This window comes from Vibrio sp. 10N.286.51.B11, assembly GCF_041469245.1.
Taxonomy (GTDB): domain Bacteria; phylum Pseudomonadota; class Gammaproteobacteria; order Enterobacterales; family Vibrionaceae; genus Vibrio; species Vibrio crassostreae_C.
In genome coordinates this window covers 30,570-51,179 of record NZ_JBFRKI010000033.1, presented here as the reverse complement: position 1 = coordinate 51,179, position 20,610 = coordinate 30,570, and the positions used below count along the sequence as shown (strand labels likewise).

General features: G+C 44.5%; 12 protein-coding genes. 7 read left to right on the top strand and 5 right to left on the bottom strand.

Features of this window, described 5'->3' with window-relative positions:
* Positions 1 to 93: 93 nt before the first annotated feature.
* On the bottom strand, positions 94 to 729 hold the full coding sequence (pdxH, locus tag AB4154_RS16655; protein ID WP_017061203.1) for a pyridoxamine 5'-phosphate oxidase: 636 nt from the start codon (positions 727 to 729) through the stop codon (positions 94 to 96).
* 167 nt (positions 730 to 896) lie between these two features.
* On the opposite strand from pdxH, the gene AB4154_RS16650 reads away from it, so the two are divergent.
* From AB4154_RS16650 to AB4154_RS16625, 6 genes are all read left to right on the top strand, one after another.
* Positions 897 to 2,819, top strand: a complete 1,923-nt coding sequence (locus AB4154_RS16650) for an ATP-binding protein (RefSeq protein WP_372123613.1) — start codon at positions 897 to 899, stop codon at positions 2,817 to 2,819.
* Between the two features lie 68 nt (positions 2,820 to 2,887).
* Positions 2,888 to 4,174 carry a sigma-54-dependent transcriptional regulator gene (locus tag AB4154_RS16645; protein WP_372123615.1) on the top strand — a complete coding sequence of 429 codons (1,287 nt, stop codon included), beginning with the start codon at positions 2,888 to 2,890 and terminating at the stop codon, positions 4,172 to 4,174.
* A 112-nt stretch (positions 4,175 to 4,286) separates the two neighbouring features.
* Positions 4,287 to 5,678, top strand: a complete 1,392-nt coding sequence (locus tag AB4154_RS16640; RefSeq protein ID WP_048660519.1) for an HlyD family type I secretion periplasmic adaptor subunit — start codon at positions 4,287 to 4,289, stop codon at positions 5,676 to 5,678.
* Between the two features lie 59 nt (positions 5,679 to 5,737).
* Positions 5,738 to 6,406, top strand: coding sequence for a transglutaminase-like cysteine peptidase (locus AB4154_RS16635; RefSeq protein ID WP_372123611.1), 669 nt, complete (start codon positions 5,738 to 5,740; stop codon positions 6,404 to 6,406).
* 5 nt (positions 6,407 to 6,411) lie between these two features.
* Positions 6,412 to 8,322 carry a LapD/MoxY N-terminal periplasmic domain-containing protein gene (locus AB4154_RS16630; protein ID WP_372123609.1) on the top strand — a complete coding sequence of 637 codons (1,911 nt, stop codon included), beginning with the start codon at positions 6,412 to 6,414 and terminating at the stop codon, positions 8,320 to 8,322.
* Between the two features lie 18 nt (positions 8,323 to 8,340).
* Positions 8,341 to 10,455: a type I secretion system permease/ATPase gene (locus tag AB4154_RS16625; protein ID WP_372123608.1), complete on the top strand. Its 2,115-nt coding sequence runs from the start codon at positions 8,341 to 8,343 to the stop codon at positions 10,453 to 10,455.
* 125 nt (positions 10,456 to 10,580) lie between these two features.
* On the opposite strand, the gene AB4154_RS16620 is transcribed toward AB4154_RS16625, so the two are convergent.
* The 4 genes from AB4154_RS16620 to AB4154_RS16605 form a co-directional block, all read right to left on the bottom strand.
* Positions 10,581 to 12,251 (bottom strand): DUF342 domain-containing protein, encoded by a 1,671-nt coding sequence (locus AB4154_RS16620; RefSeq protein ID WP_017071245.1) that lies wholly within the window; start codon positions 12,249 to 12,251, stop codon positions 10,581 to 10,583.
* 419 nt (positions 12,252 to 12,670) lie between these two features.
* The gene (locus AB4154_RS16615; RefSeq protein WP_372123606.1) at positions 12,671 to 14,764 is read right to left on the bottom strand and encodes a GNAT family N-acetyltransferase; all 2,094 of its coding nucleotides are present in this window, start codon (positions 14,762 to 14,764) and stop codon (positions 12,671 to 12,673) included.
* Positions 14,765 to 14,857: 93 nt separating this feature from the next.
* The gene (locus AB4154_RS16610) at positions 14,858 to 15,832 is read right to left on the bottom strand and encodes a ParB/RepB/Spo0J family partition protein (protein ID WP_372123604.1); all 975 of its coding nucleotides are present in this window, start codon (positions 15,830 to 15,832) and stop codon (positions 14,858 to 14,860) included.
* Between the two features lie 5 nt (positions 15,833 to 15,837).
* Positions 15,838 to 17,055, bottom strand: coding sequence for a ParA family protein (locus AB4154_RS16605; protein WP_017061213.1), 1,218 nt, complete (start codon positions 17,053 to 17,055; stop codon positions 15,838 to 15,840).
* A gap of 1,260 nt (positions 17,056 to 18,315) precedes the next feature.
* Here AB4154_RS16605 and AB4154_RS16600 point away from each other — a divergent pair.
* Entirely contained in the window at positions 18,316 to 20,295 is a 1,980-nt protein-coding gene (locus tag AB4154_RS16600; RefSeq protein WP_372123602.1) for a replication initiator protein RctB domain-containing protein, read from the top strand.
* Positions 20,296 to 20,610: the final 315 nt, after the last annotated feature.

The following is a 20,610-nucleotide window of genomic DNA, read 5'->3' as shown; positions in this document are numbered from 1 at the left end:
GAAAGCCGCGATGAACCAAAAAAATGCCGTTGATTTGATCAGTCTAATCAACGGCATTTTTGGATCTGTTAAGCAGCTAAGCGATCAAGCAGCCTAAGGCGCTAGGCGATCAATATCCCAACTGTTGTCTTGGCGTGAGAACAAGAAACGGTCGTGCAAGCGGTGTTCACCACCCTGCCAGAACTCAATACTATCCACACGAACTCGGAAGCCACCCCAGAAAGAAGGCACAGGAATCTCGCCTTTGGCAAACTTCTGTTTAAGCTCTAGATACTTACCTTCTAAAATCCCACGCGCTGAAATGCGGCTACTCTGCTTACTTGCAATCGCGGCCAATTGGCTCTCTTTTGGACGTGACGAGAAGTACTTCATATTTTCCATAGCGGTCAGCTTTTCAGCCGTGCCCGTAATATGAACTTGTCGTTCGAGTGGATGCCAAGGGAAGTGCAAACTGATTTTGCTGTTGTGCTCAAGCTGGTGCGCTTTGCGGCTACCTAAGTTGGTGTAAAAAACGAACCCGTCTTTATCCACATTCTTCAGCAGAACAATTCGTTGGAATGGCTGACCATTTTCATCAACCGTAGCAACTGTCATGGCAGTAGGGTCCGTCAACTTCGCTTCAATGGCTTGCTCTAGCCATAAATTGAATTGCTCAATCGGGTCTGCGGCCAAGTCTTTGCGTCTCAATCCACCCTTAGCGTATTCGCGACGAATATCTGTCAGTTCCATTTGGTTGCTCCTTTTAATTTTTTTGTGATTTTGCGCCGTAATCCTTTGAAACACAAGTCTAAGCCATGGTTTTGTCTCACAGAAGGTGCTCTGTGTTAACAAGATCTCGGTACTCTCTCCATCATATTGATAATCTTTATACAAACCGATGACAAGCTGAGATCCGAGTGACCAAAATACTGCCTAACCTAATGACGCCCTTTGTTTTATTCTCATTGTTATTGGGAGCTGCAGGGCTGACCGCAACCCACTTTATGGCAGTACAATTCCAAGAAAAAATCGTCACTCAGCAACTCGATGAAGCGGCGAATAAAGCCAATCTACAAATCGATTCTGAACTGGATAAATTCAAACAGATCCCGGATTTGCTCAGTCATGACCCGCGCTTGCTCTCTTATTTTGACTCATCACAACGAGCAAACAAGATTTCCGCTGCGCAGCTCAATCAATTGCTGTTTGAATGGTCGAATCAAAGCCAAGCCGACACCATCTATATTCATGACCCGAGCGGTACTGTGGTCGCTTCCAGTAATTACCAAAAGCCTCGTACCTTTGTAGGTGAGAACTTCTCGTTTCGTCCCTACTTTGCTTCTGCCATTCAAGGTAACAACACACAATATGTCGCGCTAGGCGCTCGTTCGAACGTTCGCGGTTATTTTCTGTCTTCACCGCTGTATGTTGAGAATCACATTGTGGGGGTTATCACCGTAAAAGTGAGTTTAGAAAACCTCGAAAACATCCTGACCAGCGACGACTTTGAGATCGTAGTACTCGACTCGAACCAAGTGGTCTTTCTATCAAGCCAAGCTCCATGGCTTTTTCATTCACTGTTGCCATTAACGCAGCAACAACAAACGGATATCGCACTTCAACGCCAATACGGTCAAAGCGAAATTTCGATCATCGAAGCCTTTCGTTCTTCAAGATCTCAGTCAGAAGCTAGCAACGCCAATCAATCTAGCAACCTTCAATCCAATGAAATCCGAAAAGAGCTCACCGCCAACCAGTTATTCAAGCTTGGTGCTTTTAATCTTTACCCCGCTACCATCAGCAACAACCAGTACCAAGTCGTCGCCCTAAAAGAGACCAGAGCTGAACTTATTAAAATCTTTCAGATCGATGTCATCTTCGTAGTGATTTACAGCTTGGTGATGCTCATCGCTTGGTCGTGGCGCCAGACTTATCTCGCGAAAGTGGCGTTGACCCGACTCAACCAAAACCTAGAGCAAACCGTTGATAAACGTACCCACTACTTGAAGCAATCCAATCAGCAGCTGCAACAAACCCTTTTTCAATACCAAGAGTCGCAGTCGAAGTTGAAACAGACAGAACAAGAGCTGACACAAACCGCGAAACTAGCGGTACTCGGTGAGCTGTCAGCCAGCATTAACCACGAAATCAACCAACCGCTTGCAGCACTGCGAACCTACAGTGAAAACAGCTTAAAGCTACTGGAAATGGAACGAACCGATTTAGTGAAAAGCAATCTTGAGAAAATGATTGGCCTCAACAACACCATTACCGACATCATCGCGCGACTCAAAGTCTTTACTCGCAAGGTCACCAAACAAGAACATCATGTGGCGAACCTGCATCAAGCGGTCAATAACGCCACTAGCATTCTCAGTGCGCTGATGATCAAGCAAGGCATTACGCTAAGGCTAAGCACGGTGCCAGATGACATCAATATTGCGATTCATCCAACCGAACTCGAGCAAGTACTAGTGAACCTGATTCACAACGCGACTCAAGCGCTGCAACAACAAGTTCTTGAACACAAAATCTTGCAGGAGCAACAAAACCTGGAAAGCGTTGACCAACAGGCTAGCCCACAGATAGGCATCGAATGGCAACTGCATCATGACTCTTGTCAGCTGATCATTTGGGATAACGGAATTGGCATGCCGAACGATAAGCTAGAACAGCTGTTCGACCCGTTTTTTACCACCAAACCGGAAGGTTTAGGGCTAGGGCTTTCAATATCGAAACGGATTATTGAAGCGTATCACGGCACGATCAGCGCGAACCGGTTAGAGCCTTCAGGCATGGTATTCTCGCTAAACATCCCGTTATATAACGATAAGGGCTAACACGCCGTTGTTATCGTTGATTAGAAAACGAATCTCACCTACAGCTAAGGACTCGACTTTTGCAATCTATGCCTAAACTCTATTTTGTCGACGATGAACCCACCATTCGAGACTCCGTAGAACAAGCCATGCTCATTGAAGGCATCGATATCGTCTGCTTTCCCAATGCTATTGAGGCATTAAAGAAAATAGATACCACGCAAGCCGGAATTGTCGTCACCGATATTCACATGCCGGTGATGGATGGCATTCAATTGACGCAAAAGTTACTGAGCCAAAATCCTCATTTTCAGGTCATCGTACTTACCGGACATGGTGACGTGCAAACCGCGGTGTCCTCGATGAAAGCCGGCGCTTACGATTTTCTGGAAAAGCCATTTGTGGTCGATGCCCTACTCACTGCCGTTAAAAAAGCCGCAGATAAGCTCGCACTGGTTGAAGAGAACAACCTATTGCGTAAAGAGTTGGCAATGCAAAATCAGGTTGGCCCGAAACTGATTGGTCAATCACCATCAATGCAGGCATTACGCCGAGAATTGATCACCCTAGATACCAAAACTAACCCACTTCTATTATTTGTTGGTGATTTAGGGACGGGGAAAAGGGTCACAGCACAATACACCCATGATTTACACAGTCATCAAACCGCGGAGCTTTGCCCTGTCGCTGCGTTTAATTTGCCACGCAGTGACGAAGCGACATTCCATCAGTTTATTTTGCAACTGTTCTTGAAGCATCAAGGTGGAACACTCTATATCCATGAGACAGAAGCACTAACTCAGGATCAATGGCTGTGGTTAGCGAACCTAAAACCCACTCTACTTCGTGAAAACTCATGCAAGACCAATGCAACTTGTATCATTATCGCAACTACAGTAGTTCCTACTACAATTACAGGTGAACTGCGCCGATTTAATTTACTACCCTTGGCGCAAAGAACGGAAGATATTGGCTCTTTGTTCAAACACTTTGCTCGTGGTGCAGCCAGTCGCTATCAACTGCCGCCACCCGTCATTACAGAAAAAGAGATTCAGCGACTCATTGCAACACATTGGACGGAGAACATTCGTCAGCTTCGCCAACATGCTGAACTCAGAGTGCTGACTCAAATTAAGCAGCCGTCGCTCGACAGCGATACTGATGAGCAAAATGAACTCGATATGAGCATTGAAGAGCAACAACAGTCGTTGAACCAACGCACCGATAGCTTTGAACAAATTATCTTGATTGAGGCGCTACATCGCCATCAAGGTCGTTTAAAAGAGGTACAACAAGAGCTGCAGGTGTCGCGAAAAACACTGTATGACAAACTAAGAAAGCACCAACTCGATAAAACAGATTTCAAGAACCGATAAGTCTTAAAAAATATATAAATTCAAAGATTTAAAGGAGCAAAATCTTAACATTTATCAAAAGTAAGAATACACTCAATAGGCTTGCACTTTTATTTAGCGAACAAGGACTGTTATGAGTCAGAAAAATTTCAGCAAATTGAACGAGACCGAGCTTGAGTATGTCGATGATAAAACAGCGGCACTACTCCTCAATACGCCCACCAGTGCGCGAATTATGTTGTGGGTGATCGTTCTGTTTTTTATTGCTGCTATTGGGTGGTCTGCATGGGCAGAGATCGACAAAGTTACCGTTGGCCAAGGCAAAGTGATCCCCTCCTCTCAGATCCAAGTGGTACAAAACCTTGAAGGTGGCTTGGTTAAAGAGATCTTAGTTAAAGAAGGCCAACGCGTTCAAAAAGGTCAGCAGCTACTGTTGATCGATGACACTCGATTCCGTTCGGACTTCCGCGAACGTGAACAACAAGTGGCGAACTTAACCGCCAACGTGTTGATGCTATCCGCTTCATTAACCAGTGTCGTCATTAACGAAGAGTTCTCTGTTGAAGAGTGGAAAAAAAGCGTGTTGCTTGATTACGGTAAACTCGCCTTTCCACCCAAGTTCTACGAGCTTCAGCCTAAACTGGTTAATCGCCAAAAAGCCGAATATCGTCAAGATCTGAATAACCTAAAAAACCAACTTTCTGTTTTTGATCAACAAGTTGAACAGAAACAGCAAGACCTAGTTGAGATTAAGGCGCGGGTTCGCAACCTAAAACAGAGTTACCAGTTTGCTCGCCAAGAACTGGATATCACCAAACCCCTCGCCGATGAAGGTGTGGTACCACGAATTGAATTACTTAAACTGCAAAGACAAGTGAACGACACTCGCCGAGAAATGACCTCAAGCGAGCTAAAAATCCCTCTGCTACGCTCAGCAATCAAAGAATCCATGCTCAGCCGTATTGATGCCGCACTGAACTTCCGCTCCGAACAACAAGAAAAGCTCAATCAAGCGCAAGATAAGCTCTCTGCAATGACCGAATCGGCTGTTGGCCTTGAAGACCGAGTAAACCGTACTGTGGTGGTTTCTCCTGTAACTGGCACCGTTAAAACATTGGGTATTAATACTGTCGGTGGTGTTATCCAACCGGGTATGGACATCGTTGAGATTGTACCGACAGAAGACTCTTTATTGGTTGAAGCGAAAATCGCCCCGCAAGATATCGCTTTCCTACGCCCAGAATTGACTGCCATCGTTAAATTCAGTGCCTATGACTTCACTAAATACGGTGGTCTAGAAGGCGTGCTAGAGCACATCAGTGCCGATACCACTCAAGATGAAGAAGGCAACAGCTTCTACATCGTGCGTGTGCGCACCGAAAAACACAATTTTGGACAAAACGAAGAGTTGCCAATCATTCCGGGCATGACCGCCTCAGTCGATATCATCACAGGCAAAAGAACCGTGCTTGAGTACATGTTGAAGCCACTATTAAGTGCTCAAAACAATGCACTAAAAGAGTAAGGACGTTGGATGTTTGATAACGCCTTTCAGTACGCAGTAAATAGACAAGAGCAGAGGCTATGAAGTCTCGGATTTCGCTATTGCTGCTAGTTCTTACCTCTTTTACCTCTGTGGCGCTCAACAAGAGCGACCAAAGGTGGATAGATGCGGTGACCAAAACCTACGGCGATAGAGCCGGAAAGCGAGTGGCAACGTGGCGTTCAAACATGACGTCATACGACGGATTAAGTGAAAAAGAGAAGCTCAGGTCAGTGAACCAATTCTTCAACCAGATGTACTTTGTCGATGACAACATACTGTGGGGAAAAAACGACTATTGGGCAACACCACTGGAGTTTTTAGGCAGCAATGCTGGTGACTGTGAAGATTTCACTATCGCAAAATACTTCTCTTTGCTTGAACTGGGCATCCCAGATAAGAAATTGCGATTAGTGTACGTAAAAGCACTGGAGTTAAACCAATTCCATATGGTGTTGGCGTACTACTCAACACCGAGTGCAGAGCCACTAATTTTGGACAACTTAAACCCTGAAATTAAACGCGGTTCCAAACGCCCAGATCTACGACCGATTTACAGTTTCAACGGTAAAAATCTTTGGCTGATAAAATCGGCAGCGGGCAGCGGTAAATTAGCAGGGAAATCTTCAAGATTGAGCTTATGGAACGACTTACGTTCTCGTGAGCGCTCTCTAAAATTAAACAAACCCATTATCAATTACGATGAGTAGGTACAATGACTTTATATAAACAGCTTGTGGTCGGGATGGTTGCAGTGTTCATACTGCTGATGACGTCAGTTTTTATGATCGAATTCAATACCACCCGTGGATACTTAGAGGAGCAGCAACGCTCTGAGGTAAGTAATACCATTAATACTGTTGGACTGGCTCTCGCCCCTTACCTAGAAGAAAAAGACAAGGTGGCAGTGGAGTCTGTAATCAACGCTCTGTTTGATGGCAGTTCTTATTCCGTCGTTCGATTGATCTTTCTCGACAGCGGTGATGACATTCTCCGCTCATACCCTGTAAAGCCAACTGGCGTACCGGAGTGGTTTACCAACCTAAACCTGTTCGAGCCTGTTCATGACCGCCGCGTGATCACCAGTGGCTGGATGCAACTGGCAGAAGTAGAGATCGTAAGTCATCCAGGCCCTGCCTACGATCAACTTTGGCAAGCATTCATCCGCTTATTAAGCATCTTTGGCACGATCTTCTTGCTCGGTTTAGTGTCTATCTCTTGGATCCTTAAACGCGCTTTACGCCCGCTCTCGTTGATCATTACTAAGATGGATCAGATCGCCAAGAACCAGTTTGGCGAACCTCTAGCTCGTCCAAAGACAAAAGATCTAACCTTGGTTGTCGACGGTATCAACCACATGTCGACTCAAGTTGAACTGGCATTTAAAAACCAAGCGAAAGAAGCTCAAAAGCTGCGTGAAAGAGCATATATCGACCCTGTATCTCAGCTAGGTAACCGTGCTTACTACATGTCTCAGTTAACTCAATGGTTAGAGGAGTCGAGCTTAGGTGGTTTAGCGGTACTTAAAGCGGAGTTTATCAGTGAAGAGTACGATGAAAAGGGCTATCAAGAAGGTGATGCCTTGGTTCATCAACTGGCTGAACAGCTGCAAGCTTCAATTTCATCTCCAGATATCACCATCGCTCGTATTTCTAGTGACGAGTTCGGTTTCATCATGCCAAACATTGATGAGAGCGAACTGAAACTTGTCGCGAGCAGCATCGTAAACTGTATCCAGAGCCTAGGTTCAGACCCAACAGGCACTGCGAATCCACATATTGCTCTTGGTGTGACCTACAGCAACAGGCGTAAAACCAGTACTGAAATCATGTCGCTGGTGGATAACGCACTCTCAAGTGCCAAGGCGAATCGAGAGCTGTCTTACGGCTACGTAACCGCAGACGATCACGGTGCTGTGATGGGCAAACAACAATGGCGCATGTTGGTCGAAGAAGCGATCATCAACGACCTCATTACCTTCCGTCTGCAGGCTGCAAACAATGCCTTTGGTAAAACGTATCACCAAGAAGTATTCTCTGCGATTGAAAAAGATGGCGTGCGTTACGGTGCCAACCAGTACTTATACGCGCTAGAACAGCTTGAAATGAGCCACATTCTCGACCAATACGTTATCGAGAAGATGATTGAAAAGCTCAATGCAAAAGAAGTAACCAGCCCTGTCGCTATTAATATTTCACCAAGCAGTATTTCTCAACCAAGCTTCATCCGTTGGATCGGTAAGACGCTTGAACAGAATGCTTCAATCGCTCACCTGTTGCACTTTGAGATTCCAGAAAACTGCTTCATCAACGTTCCGCACTACACGGCACTTTTGTGTAACACCATTCGCAACGCTGAAGCGGTGTTTGGTGTCGATAACTACGGACGTAACTTCCAATCACTGGATTACATCAACGAATACCGTCCAAGCTATGTGAAGCTAGATTACCTGTTCACACATAACCTTGATGACGAAAAACAGAAGTTTACCTTAACGTCGATCTCTAGAACCGCTCACAACCTAGGCGTCACCACCATCGCGTCTCGAATAGAAACTCAGACTCAGCTAGATATTCTGTCTGATAACTACGTAGAAGTGTTCCAAGGCTTCATTGTTGATAAATAGTTGTAAGGGTTATATCACATGCAAGATCCACTATTGAACTCACTGATCTACGTTAGCCGGTATTACGGGTTAGCTAACTCGCCCGAAGCGTTGATCAATGGGCTACCACTATCCGATGGAAAGCTAACCCCTTTCCTATTCCCACGCTCTGCTGAACGAGCAGGATTAGTGGCAAAAGAAAACCGTTCCGACTTAGAAAAGATTCCTCACCTGATACTGCCTGCGGTCTTACTACTTAAACAAGGTGAGGCGTGCGTTCTCAACAGTATCGATTTAGAGAAGCAAGAAGCGGAAATCATTACTGCGGAAAGCGGAATGGTGCCAATCATCATTCCTGTCGAAGAGCTGAAAGAACAATTCATCGGCCGCTACTTCTTGGTAAAGAAACAGTTCCGTTATGATGAACGTTCACCAGAAGTTCTAAAAACACGTAAAGGGCATTGGTTTTGGAGCACGATTTGGGAATCTAAAAACATCTACCGAGATGTGTTGATTGCCTCCATTCTTATCAACATCTTCGCGATTGCCGCGCCGATGTTTACACGCTTGGTGTACGACAAGGTAGTTCCCAACCTCGCCTTTGAAACTTTGTGGGTGCTGGCAAGTGGTATCTTTGTCGTGTTCCTATTCGATTTGCTGCTCAAATTGATGCGCAGCTACTTCATTGACGTTGCCGGTAAGAAATCCGATATTCTCATTTCCTCCAAACTGTTCAGTAAAGTACTGGGGATTCGTATGGAAGCGAAGCCTGCTTCTGTCGGTGCTTTCGCTAAAAACTTGCAAGAGTTCGAATCCATTCGTGAATTCTTTACCTCTGCAACCATTGGCTCGTTAATCGACCTCCCCTTCGCACTGATGTTCTTAGCGCTAATTTGGTTAATGGCTGGAAACCTTGTGTTTGTTCCCGTTGCTGGCGTGGTCATTTTGATCGTCTATGCATTGCTAATCCAAGGTCCACTGCGCCGTACCATTGAGGAAGGCTCTCGTCTTGCTTCGCAGAAGTACGCGAACTTAATCGAGAGTTTGGCAGGGTTAGAGACGGTTAAGCTGTTCAGTGCGCAAAGCCAATTCCAATTCCGTTGGGAAGAAGCCGTTGCTCACATGGCGAATTGGAATATCAAAAGTCGACGCATCACTGACAGCATCCAAAACACCGCCGGCTTTGTTCAGCAAAGTACTAACGTTGGTATGATCATCTTTGGCGTGTATCTAATTGCAGAAGGTGAACTTACGATGGGTGGCTTGATCGCTGCAACCATGTTGAGCGGCCGAGCGATTGGCCCGCTTGTTCAACTGTCTTTGCTTTCGACTCGTTACAACCAAGCGAAGTCATCAATGACTCTGATTGAGCAAGTCATGTCGATGCCAGATGAACAAGAAGAAGGTAAGCGCTACATCCACCGCCCTATTATTCAAGGTCATATCTCGCTCGACAAAGTGACGTTCCACTACCCTGATTCGCCCGTGGCTTCTATCAGAGATTTAACTCTGCATATTAAACCCGGTGAGAAAGTGGCGATCATTGGACGTATCGGTTCAGGTAAAACCACACTAGAACGTCTGATTATGGGCCTCTACAAGCCCACAGAGGGCCATGTACGCATTGATGACACCGATATGGAACAACTGCATCATGTCGACGTACGACGCAATATAGGCTGTGTGCCGCAAGACAGTAACTTGTTCTACGGTTCGGTAAGAGACAACATTACTTTAGGTCGCCCTTTAGTAGATGACCGTGACGTGATGGATGCAGCAAACCGTGCAGGGGTAACCGCGTTTACTCAACAAGATCCGGCAGGTTTGGAACGCCAAGTGGGTGAAGGTGGTGCCTTGCTGTCTGGTGGTCAACGTCAGTCAATTGCCATTGCTAGAGCCTTCCTTGGCCGTCCGCCAGTGTTGTTGATGGATGAGCCGACCAGTGCTATGGATAACCGTTCAGAGATGCACATCAAACACCAACTTAACCAATTGCTACCAAGCGAGACGTTAATTCTGATTACACACAAAACGTCGATGTTGGACATTGTCGATCGAGTGATCGTAATGGAGAAAGGCTGCATCATTGCAGATGGTCCAAAAGCACAGGTTCTTTCAGACCTTAAACAAGGCCGAGTGAGAGCCGTTAGTTAGAGCGCTCAAGCCACCTAAATAAATAATTATCAGTAGAAACCAAAAGGGGGAGCATCAGCTCCCCTTTTTTTATTTGTCAGTATCGGCACCTTAACCATACGTAACTTTGTGTTCAGCACAAAAGTCTACAAAGCAATATCCTCTTGCTCCATCTTAAACGAACATTGGATCTCGTATTGGTTGAATGAGAAAACACTTCCGCCGTGGGTCCGCTTGGTTGTGACTGTCTCATCACCAAATTGAATCGTCACTCGGGTATACACTTTTTCGTGTACCTCTACAGTGCATTCAGCAAGGTTGGTTGCAAACTCCGCTTCGAGTGTATCTAGCTGCGACTTTGTGTTTTCTATTGCGAGGTTATTCTTCTCACGTTGCTGCTCTATTTCTAGGGCTTGCTCTTCGCTTCTCTCTGCTTTCGGGCGCTTCTTAAATTCTAACTCTTGGCGAATCACACCCATGGTTTGCTCTTGAGTGTATTTATAAGTTTCCTTCAGCTCGGCTATCTTTTGGCGGTAACCATCGTAGCGCGCAAAACCATGTACCTTAGTTGCGGTGTCTCCCTCAACACCTAAGAAGACACATTCTACTTTTCCGCCAACTTTGGCTTCACCACCGCTTAGCGTGCCGTGTTTTTTCAAACTGTCCATCACGATAAGGTTGTTACCACAGCGAATGTCATTACTCATACTGTGTACACCAAGTCGAAGGTCGTTGGCCGTTTGTAGCTCAGCATTCTGTGCGTAGCTTGCTGTGATAGAGCCTTTACTGAATACCTTACAACTTTTTGGCTCACCCTCTTTGGTCGTGTGGCCGATAATGCCTTTGGCGACTTTTATATCCCCCTGAGCTTGCACTTCGGCCGATTCGATAAAGCCACCAACCGTAACACTTCCGGTCGCCTTGACGATCATCCCCGGCTCGATGTTGCCAGAGACAAAGACATTACCTTTAAATTTAACGTGCCCAGTTGAGACATCGACGTTGCTGACACATAAGGCGTCATCCACTTCGATGGTTCGGTCTTTAATGATGGGCAATCCAGGGTGTGAGGCGAGTAGTAAATTGGGATCTTCAGGGGAGATGTAAGTGCCCTTTCCAGGCTTGATTAAACTGTCTTGTCCAGGAAGCGGTGGGATAATTCGGCCTTGAACGGTAAAGCCAGCGATGCCTTTGGTAGCGGGGGTTCGTTTCATTAAGTGATCATTTTGACCAACGGTAATGGTTTGTCCCAAGTCTCGCATATCAATCTTGCCTTCGTCTTTACTGCGAGGCTTCAATACTTGACGAGTAATATCTTCAACCAAAGCGGCAAACTTAGCGTCTTTACCTTTTACTGGTTGTGTCCCTTTAGCGGCTGGCTGAGTAAACTTTTCGCCGGGCTTAAGTTTGCTACTCATCATCAGAACTTTTCTGAGCGCTAACTTATTTATTCCTTTTGTTATTTGAGCTTGAGATAAACAATGAATGATGTCGCTGCCACGCAGTGGGTGTCCATTGTAGGGACCAGTGACCACGAGGCTCGCCAACATCTCATCATCAGACAGTTCGACCGCAACAGTGGCATTTCGAACTTCGGCAATCAAGATTCCTTCATAAGCTTCACCCTTACCTTCTTTAGCAAGAGTAACGAAACGCAACACCTCTTCTTCGAAAAGAAAATAGTTTGATGCATTCAAAGCTTCCAAGGTTGGTGGCAGCGTCTTGTTATCAAAGCTTGCGTCAACCACAGTCCCGGTTGGCAGACATGCCATTACTTGTTGCTTGTCTTCCGACAATGTAACGATGTTATCCCACATTCGAATTGAGTATCCCTAATGACTCAGTTGTTATTCAGTCTATATAATTCATTCTGCGCTGAGTATCACATTATTAGAATAATCAGCGTCACATCACTTACTTTCGATTCTGCAAACATGACTCATAAATAAGACTTACACATTTTATGATCTGCTTCGCCTTTACAAATACATAGGAAAATTTTTTCAGAATATTTCGTGCGATTGAATGTTGATTCGATGTAGGGCTAGATAGTAAAGGCGAATAGCTTTAGAAGATTAAAGGCTGTACTGGAGAGATAAAACAGAAATGATGTAACAGATAATCAGGGTAAAAACGGGTTTCAATATGGAGCTTCAGTTTACAGTGTAAATCCAATATTCTAATTTACACTGTAAATCTAATTTGTTGCGGTCAGTCTATTTAAATGATGGCTAGCCTATTTACACTGTAAATTTGCTAACAGAGCATCGACATCTTTACGAAACTGAATCTCTGCTTGTTTACGACCAACAAGATTAAACTGTTCAACACAAGTCCCCCACTCTTTCTGCTGAACAACCTTTGCGATGAGTAAGTCAGAAATACCTATGTTTCGATCGTTACTGAGTAGAATCAAGTTCAGTACGCTGAAGCTGATCGCATCATAACTGTTGCCACCGTTCACGTAATTTCTAACTAACTGAGTTTCAAACTCACTAACGGTGTGAACACTCTTTGGCAGCAGTGCTCGCACCATATCGGTTTCAAGTGAAACCAAAGAACCTGAAACAAGAAAACAGTAGCTACGCTCGAAGTGATTTTGAACTTGGTTTATCCAGCCTTGAGAGTTTGAGTTAAGCGCCTTAACCATCAGAACCGAGTGACAGCCACTGGCCTGATCTCGCTGGTGGCCGATGTGCACAGCTTCAAATTCACTACCACGCCAAAAAGAAATCAATTCGCTGGTCGCGCCAAAACTTGTCGCCAGATAATCTGCTTGGCTGGTTTGCTGTGATAACTGAGCCAACATCCAACGGCCAATACCCAAACCTTGATGACGCGCTGAAACAGCAATGCGCATCACTCGAAGGCAACGACTGCTCGCCGCATGAGTACAGCCAAGTTGGTTTGCCAGTAATACTGGAGCAAGGTGACCTTGAGGCCTGCGTTTTCCAAGTTGAATTTGAGTAATCAACTCGCTGTCCAAACCACCCTCTTCCGTCACCAACATACAACCTAAACATTCACCTTGCTGCCAAGCGGCGTATAAACGGATTGCTGGATTGTTGAGAAACTGCATTAAGTCATTAGGCGAGGTCTGATAGTGCGCATCCACAAGAAGAGAAAAACATTGTTGTAGCTGCTCAGGATTAGCCAAGCATTCTGCTTTTGATAACTCGACTAAGTTTAATTTTTTGATTGCATCAGCAGAAAAGCCATCGAGTTCATCAACCGCCGATTCAGTGACTGATGCGTCATTACCAAGTAGAAAGCAATCAAACAACCAATCCTCTAGCGGATCTTTGTTGTTCCAACGAATCGGTTGTTCGAGCTTAAAGCCTTTCCACCCCGGACGATGCTCAGAAAGCCAAGACTCAAACTTAATACCGAACCCTCGCCCACTGCCTTCGTAACCATGTACCGTGGTTGAAAAGACCATACGGTGATAGATGTCGACCATGGATTTAAGCATCGGAATTGGAATTGCAGCTGCTTCGTCAACCAATAACAGATCGCAATCAGGCTTAGATTTAAGTAATTCATCTGTTGCGACGAATCTTAAACTGCCACCTTGATGACGAATGTGAGTAGCGTTTACCACTTCGCAAGATTCCAACCCTTGGCTAGCATGGGAAAATACCGGCTCTACCGCTTTCACTGAAGGTGCGGTAACAACAATATTAAACCCGTGACGCTCAACTAACAGCTGCGCAGCGGCAATACCCAATGTCGAACTTTTACCACGCCCTCTATCCGCAGTGAGAATCAAAGGACGTTTACGGTGTCCAGACACCACTTTTTTGACTAATTCAACAGCCGTGTTTTGCTGTTCAAATTTATCCAATCCGTTTTGGGCGCTTTGCATCTGAGGAAGAACGTGAGTTGCTTGAACTACATCGCAGGCTTCATTGTGTTGTGAAACAGACATCAGTTTATCGAAATGACGTTTTAACCAACGTTGACCAAAGCTTTCACTATCTTCAGAGGCATTAACTTTTGGCGGCAACACCAACAACAGCCCACCACCAACTAACGAACCCAACGCGGCACTAAAACCATTCGCATCGAACTGCTCTCTAAAATCACAAACAAGAACTTGGCACTCACGACCAAGCAGTTGTTGGCCTTTTTTTACTGGAGCATGAATCACACCTTCAAATGGCGTACCGCCAACCTGGAAGATGCTCGGAGTGTTTGAATCTTGAAGGAAGGTAAAAACAGCAGAGTTTTGCCAATAAAAATCGCCATCAAAGACCACGCCGTAACGGTGATCGTTATGCTGAGCAATATTAGAAAGTGTATGTAGAAAAGTGTTGGTTGGGTTTGTCATAGTTAGCGTCCAGATTCATCTAAACACAGTTTATCACAGCCAAATAAAAAGCCGCATTAAGCGGCTTTAGAGGAGTAATGAAAAGTCGTCGACTTAGTCGAGCTTCGATTGAACGAAGGCGAGGATTTCTTCCATTGTTGCATCATCAACTTTCTTAAGGTTCAACGCCAAGTTTGAACCCTTACGGCTGTATGATGCGCGGCCCTTAATAAGCTCAACTTTTGGAGAAGCTTTCTTCGCTGGCGCTGGCGCCAATTCAAGAATCCAACCTTCCAATGTTTCGGTCACGTCTTTGGTTAGACGAGTTACGCCTTGAGCTTCGCTACGCTGCCATACGAAACCTTCAGAAGCATCACACTTAGTCAGCAGTGTTTGCTGCTGTTCACTCGTCAATCCACCAAACTGCTTGTGCAGTTTAACAATAGTTGGACGACCAAGGTCGCTCACATTTGGGTAAGCTTGTAGCAATTCAAGTGGTAGAGCAGCTGCTTTCAATGCACCACTCACTAAAGCTTCACTGCACTGGAACATTTTCGCCAGTGCTTTCTGGTCTTCAGCTTCGCCTTTGTCCAGCTTCGCTTGCATCTCTTTGCCCTTCTCGTAAAGAGAAAGCGGTTTATGAGCGTTAGCTACGTCTGATAGGAACTTAGCGTGTTCGCCGTTAATGTTTTCAGCAACATAGATTAGGAACTCTTTGTCAGCCAAAATACATGACATACGACGACGACTACCATCAAGAACTTCAATCTTACCGTCTTTGTTCTTACGACCAACTGCTGGGTATTGCTGACCACGTTCTTTCAATGTTGTAAGAACATCAGAAAGCGCATGCTCGTTTAAGAAAGATTGCTCACGAGCATTCTCTTCAAAAACAACCGTTCGAGTTACCACTTCAGCCGCAGGAATTCGAACCAATTCAAATGAAACCAAATCTTCGCCAGCAACAGAAAGCTCAATCACTTGAGCCTGCTCTTTTGCCGCTGTTTGCGCTTCTTGTGGTGTTGCTACGCGACGTTTGTTTGCTTTACCAAATAGCTTTGCATTTAAGTCAGATGTTTTAATTGCCATTGTTGTTATCCCTGATTAAGTGAAGGCCAGTTGCTATGTAATACGCGCTCTAATTCTAGAGCACTTTTTTGTACTGCGTCTTGAGCAACAGCTAGAGTTTTCTTACCGCCCTCAAAGTCGCTTACCGTTAGATCGAAAACCGTGCTGTAAGTGTCAGCACAGGTTTCAAAAGCACGGCTTCTTGGAATGGTTGCCATCATTACTTGATCATTCAACAGGTAGTTCATTTCCGTCAGAACTGACACCTGTTTCTTGTTGTCGTCTTCAAACATGGTTGGCATTAGACGAACAAACTCGAGACCTTTCCAATCATCCGGGAACATTTCGTAAACCGTTGGTAAGTGCTGGAAGAAGTTAACCGTTGAAGCCCAATCCAAACGCTTAGCTGCACATGGAATCAGAAGTGCGTTCGACGCGTACATTGCATTCCATACTAGAGGGTCAACGTGCGGGCCGGTATCAATCATAATCACATCGAAATCATCGGCGATTTTGTCGATAAGCTTCTCTTTTAACAGACGAACAATATCAAGTGACTGATCTTGTGAAAGGCTTTGCCACGCTTCAGCGTTAAACATCGCATCTTCTGGGAAAGCAGAAATTGTCTTCAGGTTTGGATACTGAGTTGGCAATAGTACGTTCTTACGAAGAAACTCTAGATCGACATCTTGGCCTTCAGGCACATTGTCCAACATGATATCGACGGCAGAATAGATGCTGTCGTGCTCTGCCCCACTAATTTGTGGATTTAGGAACAGACGCAAAGAGCCCTGTGGGTCCAAGTCAATCAGACAGATACGGTAGCGCTTATCCAAATTCAGAGACAAACAAGCGGCTAAGTGAACTGCTGTCATTGATTTACCCGTACCACCCTTCTGGTTTTGTACGTTGATAATCCATGGCTTATTGTCAGCGTGCTGCTTACGTTCATGGAACTTCGGCACTTCTGCCGCGTCCATCAACATGTGAGCTTCTGTCAATGAAATCGAGTAATGATTAGCGTTGTTCTTTGTGAACTGATGGCCATCAGCTTCAAGTTTAGTGATCGCTTCATCGAGCTTACGACGCGTTAAACCAGAACGAGTCTCCATCATAGCTTTAGACATTGGAGGGAAATGTTCATCACTTCGCTCTTCCAAAATAATCTCAATTCGGTCAGCCTGAACTTGTTGAGTTTGTTCGGCTAGCTGATAGAGCTTATCAATCGTTTGTTCTCTTTTCATTGCCAGTTTCCGTAATGATTAACTAAGTACAAATTGTACAGCGATTAACAGCAAACACAACAAAAACATGAACATACATTTATGAGTAAAATCACATAAAATAGACCGCGTTTTTACAATTTGATGAAACATCGCCTTAGACAAACACAAAAATGACTGTTTCTATCATGTATAACCATGCTATTTCTAGTCTACATTTTAAATGTTACAGCATCACTTATTTACAATGTAAATGGAATTTCAACGAAAAACCTTCGGAACGATTGAAATACAACCGTAGATTACGGTTGGTGTGATTTGCATTCGAATTTATAGATTTTCAATCCAATAAAAATTAAAAAACACTCAATGACCAAAAAATTCAAAACAGAAGAGAAGATGGGGTGTCAAAAAACAACAGAGGATTGGAACCTAACCGGAAGAATGATCATGGAGCACATCCAGTGTAAGATAATTGATAACGCCAAATTATGAAGCATGATCAAGGCGTAAACTGAGCAATATTGATCCGAGCAACTGCACATTGAAAATGATCAACCTCCGGAAAAATGATCAAGTAAACATAGTTCCGGAAGCATGTAATTTATGAACTAAGTTACGGACAAATGCTTTTGGAATGGGGATTCAACGCCTATAAGGGCTCAATGATTGAAAATTCAATCGACACAGACCAAGAATACACAAACATGACAATTTCATGATCATGCTTCCTAGTTAAGACCCACCCGCTCTAAATACATCAAAGCAATCCATTTCCAGCGGATACAGACTAAATTTTGCACTCAATAGGGTAGGAACGATAAAAAAGTATGCTCTCTTGATCATTGTTCCGATAGATTGGCCACCACAAGTGTCCACTTAGACAAGTCAAAAGCGACTTAGAAACCGATGTTGAATTCCGATCTGTGGATAAGCTGTATAAGTATAATGATCATGCTTTCGAACCAATAATGATCATGCTTACAATGACTTAATGATCATCGTTCTGATGTTCTGTGATCATGCTTTCTTAAGTTTAATGATCATAGTTTCGGAACCTTTATGATCATGCTTTCCAAGGCGATTTATTTTAATGCTTTAAATTCAGCCACTTATAAGCAAAGTTGCGTCCAGATCATTAGATCACTTAATCATTTAAGATCATATTAATCAAAAAGATCAGTTATTTAAAAGCCAATAAATTCTCTTTATTTATGATCATTCTTTCTTTATCATTCAGGAACTATAGTGAAATTACGGTTAGTGTGATACGGATCAAAAATGAAACCAGAAGAGAAATTGTTAATTAAGGCACGAAGCCACAAAGATGGTCATTTATTTGAGGTATCTGAAACAGCCGTTGAATGGATAGAACAATATCAACACTTCAAAGGTGTCACCAAAAGCATAGTTGAGCTTCTTAACCTAATTTCACTTCGTGGGTTTAGCAGTAAAGACGGGTACGTTTCCACCACTGAGATTATTGAATCAACCGATGGTCAAGTCACTCGCGCAGCCTTACAGCAAAGGCTGAGAGCTGCAGTTAATACCGGATTGTTCAAACAAATCCCCGTTCGCTTTGAAGAAGGCCTTGCTGGTAAAACCATGTTGCATCGCTTTGTGAACCCAAACCAATTGATATCGGTGCTGGGTGCCACCAGCTTAGTGACAGAAAGCGTGAAGCAAAATGAAAAGCAAAAGCGCTCTAAAGCCCTAGCTCAAACCAAAGTAAACAAGCGCTTACTGAATGAACATGGGTTGAATACCCCACCAACGATGAAAGATGAAGCGGATCAATTCATTGTTTCGCCAACCAATTGGGCGGGGATTATTGATCAAGCGTTAGCGCCACCTAGAACTCGTAAGAGCTACCAGAAATCCATGGTTTCGATCTCTGGCACTCGAGCTGTGATCGAGACAAGATCTTCTAAAAATATCATGACCGTTGACGATCTGATGACGTTATTCGCGTTATTCACGCTCACCGTTCAATATCATGATCACCACCAAGATGATTACCATCTAGACGCGAAACACACGCCGAACAAAACACCACTCTACATCACTGATATTTTGTCTTTACGTGGCAAGAAAGACAGCGGCCCTGCTCGTGATTCGATCCGCGATAGTATTGATCGTATCGAATTCACGGATTTCCAACTGCACGAGCTTACAGGCCGTTGGCTTAGTGAGAACATGCCAGAAGGCTTTAAGAGTGATCGTTTCCGATTCTTAGCTAGAACCATTACCGCATCGGAAGAAGCGCCTACAGAGGGCTCTGACGGCGAAATTCGCATTAAACCGAACCTATACATCCTGGTTTGGGAACCTTCGTTCTACGAAGAGCTGCTGACGCGTGACTATTTCTTCCTATTTCCGCCAGAAATCCTGAAGCAACATACCTTGGTCTTCCAAATGTATTCGTACTTTAGAAGCCGCATGGCACGTCGTCATTCAGATAGCATGTTGCTCAGTGAGCTCAACCAGAAATTGGCGCGTAACATCGATTGGCGTCGTTTCTCGATGGATCTGATCCGCGAGCTCAGAAAGCTGGGTGAAGTCGGGGATCACGAAGATACCTTCCTGGTTAATCTTTGGGGTTATCACTTGACGATCACCGCGTTGATCGAAAAAGGGAAAACGACCGATTATCAGGTAGATATCAAATGTAATGTGGAAGAGGTCTTACGTTACTCAAGAGCGCGTACCACTAACGCGGGTAAGCGTAATATGGCACCAACGCTGCCGAACCCACTTCGTAACGAAATGGTGTCTAAGCAGAAACTGGAAGAGCTGTCTGAGATTATCGACGGTGAGTTTGAGCCAATTCAGCGTAAAGCACCGTCGCCAAGAGGTAAATTGGGACGTCGAGTTAAGCAGCGTAAACACTCTGTTGAGATCAACGCTGACGAGATCATGATTACTCTCTCTAAATATACCTCTGCAGAGGCTCTAGAACGCAGCATAACGGCTTTATCTGCTATGACAGGGCACTCACATGCCTCAATCAAAGAAGAGTGCTCAGAGCTCATTGAGAAGCTTGATTGGTTGAGAGTAGGGGAGGACGTTATCCCATACGAAACACTGAGTCGCTTGATTGAGCTATATAACGACCGAGATAGCACCAGCAATCGACATCTGTCCATTGAACGTTTGATCTCTGGTTTAGCGGTGCGTCGTAAAGTGTGTAAACAAGTTCATGAAGGTCATTTAGACGAAAACGTGTTCCTTGCGCTCGATGAAATGGCGATTGGCCACTAGTCATTATCCTATCGCGATAAGCCTGTTTTACCGTCGCTGAATGGATAGTTTTGAACACATTAGGTGCTGATTAAAATCGCACCTAACGCTGACAAAGTGATGACAAAGTAGCGCATCTAGTTGATTATTATTTATCCCGAATAGACAACCTTTGTCCTTTCTTGTGATTAATAGATTGGCTCATATTTTGTTACATCATACTGAATAGATTTTTGCGAGTTCCCAAGGGACTCGCTTTTTTTTGCCTAAAATTCAGTCAATCATTAAAATTCAATAGCTTACAGAGTTAAACGCCGAAGCATGATCAAGGCTCGA

Excerpts from the sequence above, each read along its gene's own strand:
- AB4154_RS16610 (WP_372123604.1), bottom strand. The coding sequence starts at position 15,832 with ATGGCAATTAAAACATCTGACTTAAATGCAAAGCTATTTGGTAAAGCA.
- AB4154_RS16625 (WP_372123608.1), top strand. The coding sequence starts at position 8,341 with ATGCAAGATCCACTATTGAACTCACTGATCTACGTTAGCCGGTATTAC.
- AB4154_RS16645 (WP_372123615.1), top strand. The coding sequence starts at position 2,888 with ATGCCTAAACTCTATTTTGTCGACGATGAACCCACCATTCGAGACTCC.
- AB4154_RS16635 (WP_372123611.1), top strand. The coding sequence starts at position 5,738 with ATGAAGTCTCGGATTTCGCTATTGCTGCTAGTTCTTACCTCTTTTACC.
- AB4154_RS16630 (WP_372123609.1), top strand. The coding sequence starts at position 6,412 with ATGACTTTATATAAACAGCTTGTGGTCGGGATGGTTGCAGTGTTCATA.
- AB4154_RS16615 (WP_372123606.1), bottom strand. The coding sequence starts at position 14,764 with ATGACAAACCCAACCAACACTTTTCTACATACACTTTCTAATATTGCT.
- pdxH (WP_017061203.1), bottom strand. The coding sequence starts at position 729 with ATGGAACTGACAGATATTCGTCGCGAATACGCTAAGGGTGGATTGAGA.
- AB4154_RS16605 (WP_017061213.1), bottom strand. The coding sequence starts at position 17,055 with ATGAAAAGAGAACAAACGATTGATAAGCTCTATCAGCTAGCCGAACAA.
- AB4154_RS16620 (WP_017071245.1), bottom strand. The coding sequence starts at position 12,251 with ATGTGGGATAACATCGTTACATTGTCGGAAGACAAGCAACAAGTAATG.
- AB4154_RS16640 (WP_048660519.1), top strand. The coding sequence starts at position 4,287 with ATGAGTCAGAAAAATTTCAGCAAATTGAACGAGACCGAGCTTGAGTAT.
- AB4154_RS16600 (WP_372123602.1), top strand. The coding sequence starts at position 18,316 with ATGAAACCAGAAGAGAAATTGTTAATTAAGGCACGAAGCCACAAAGAT.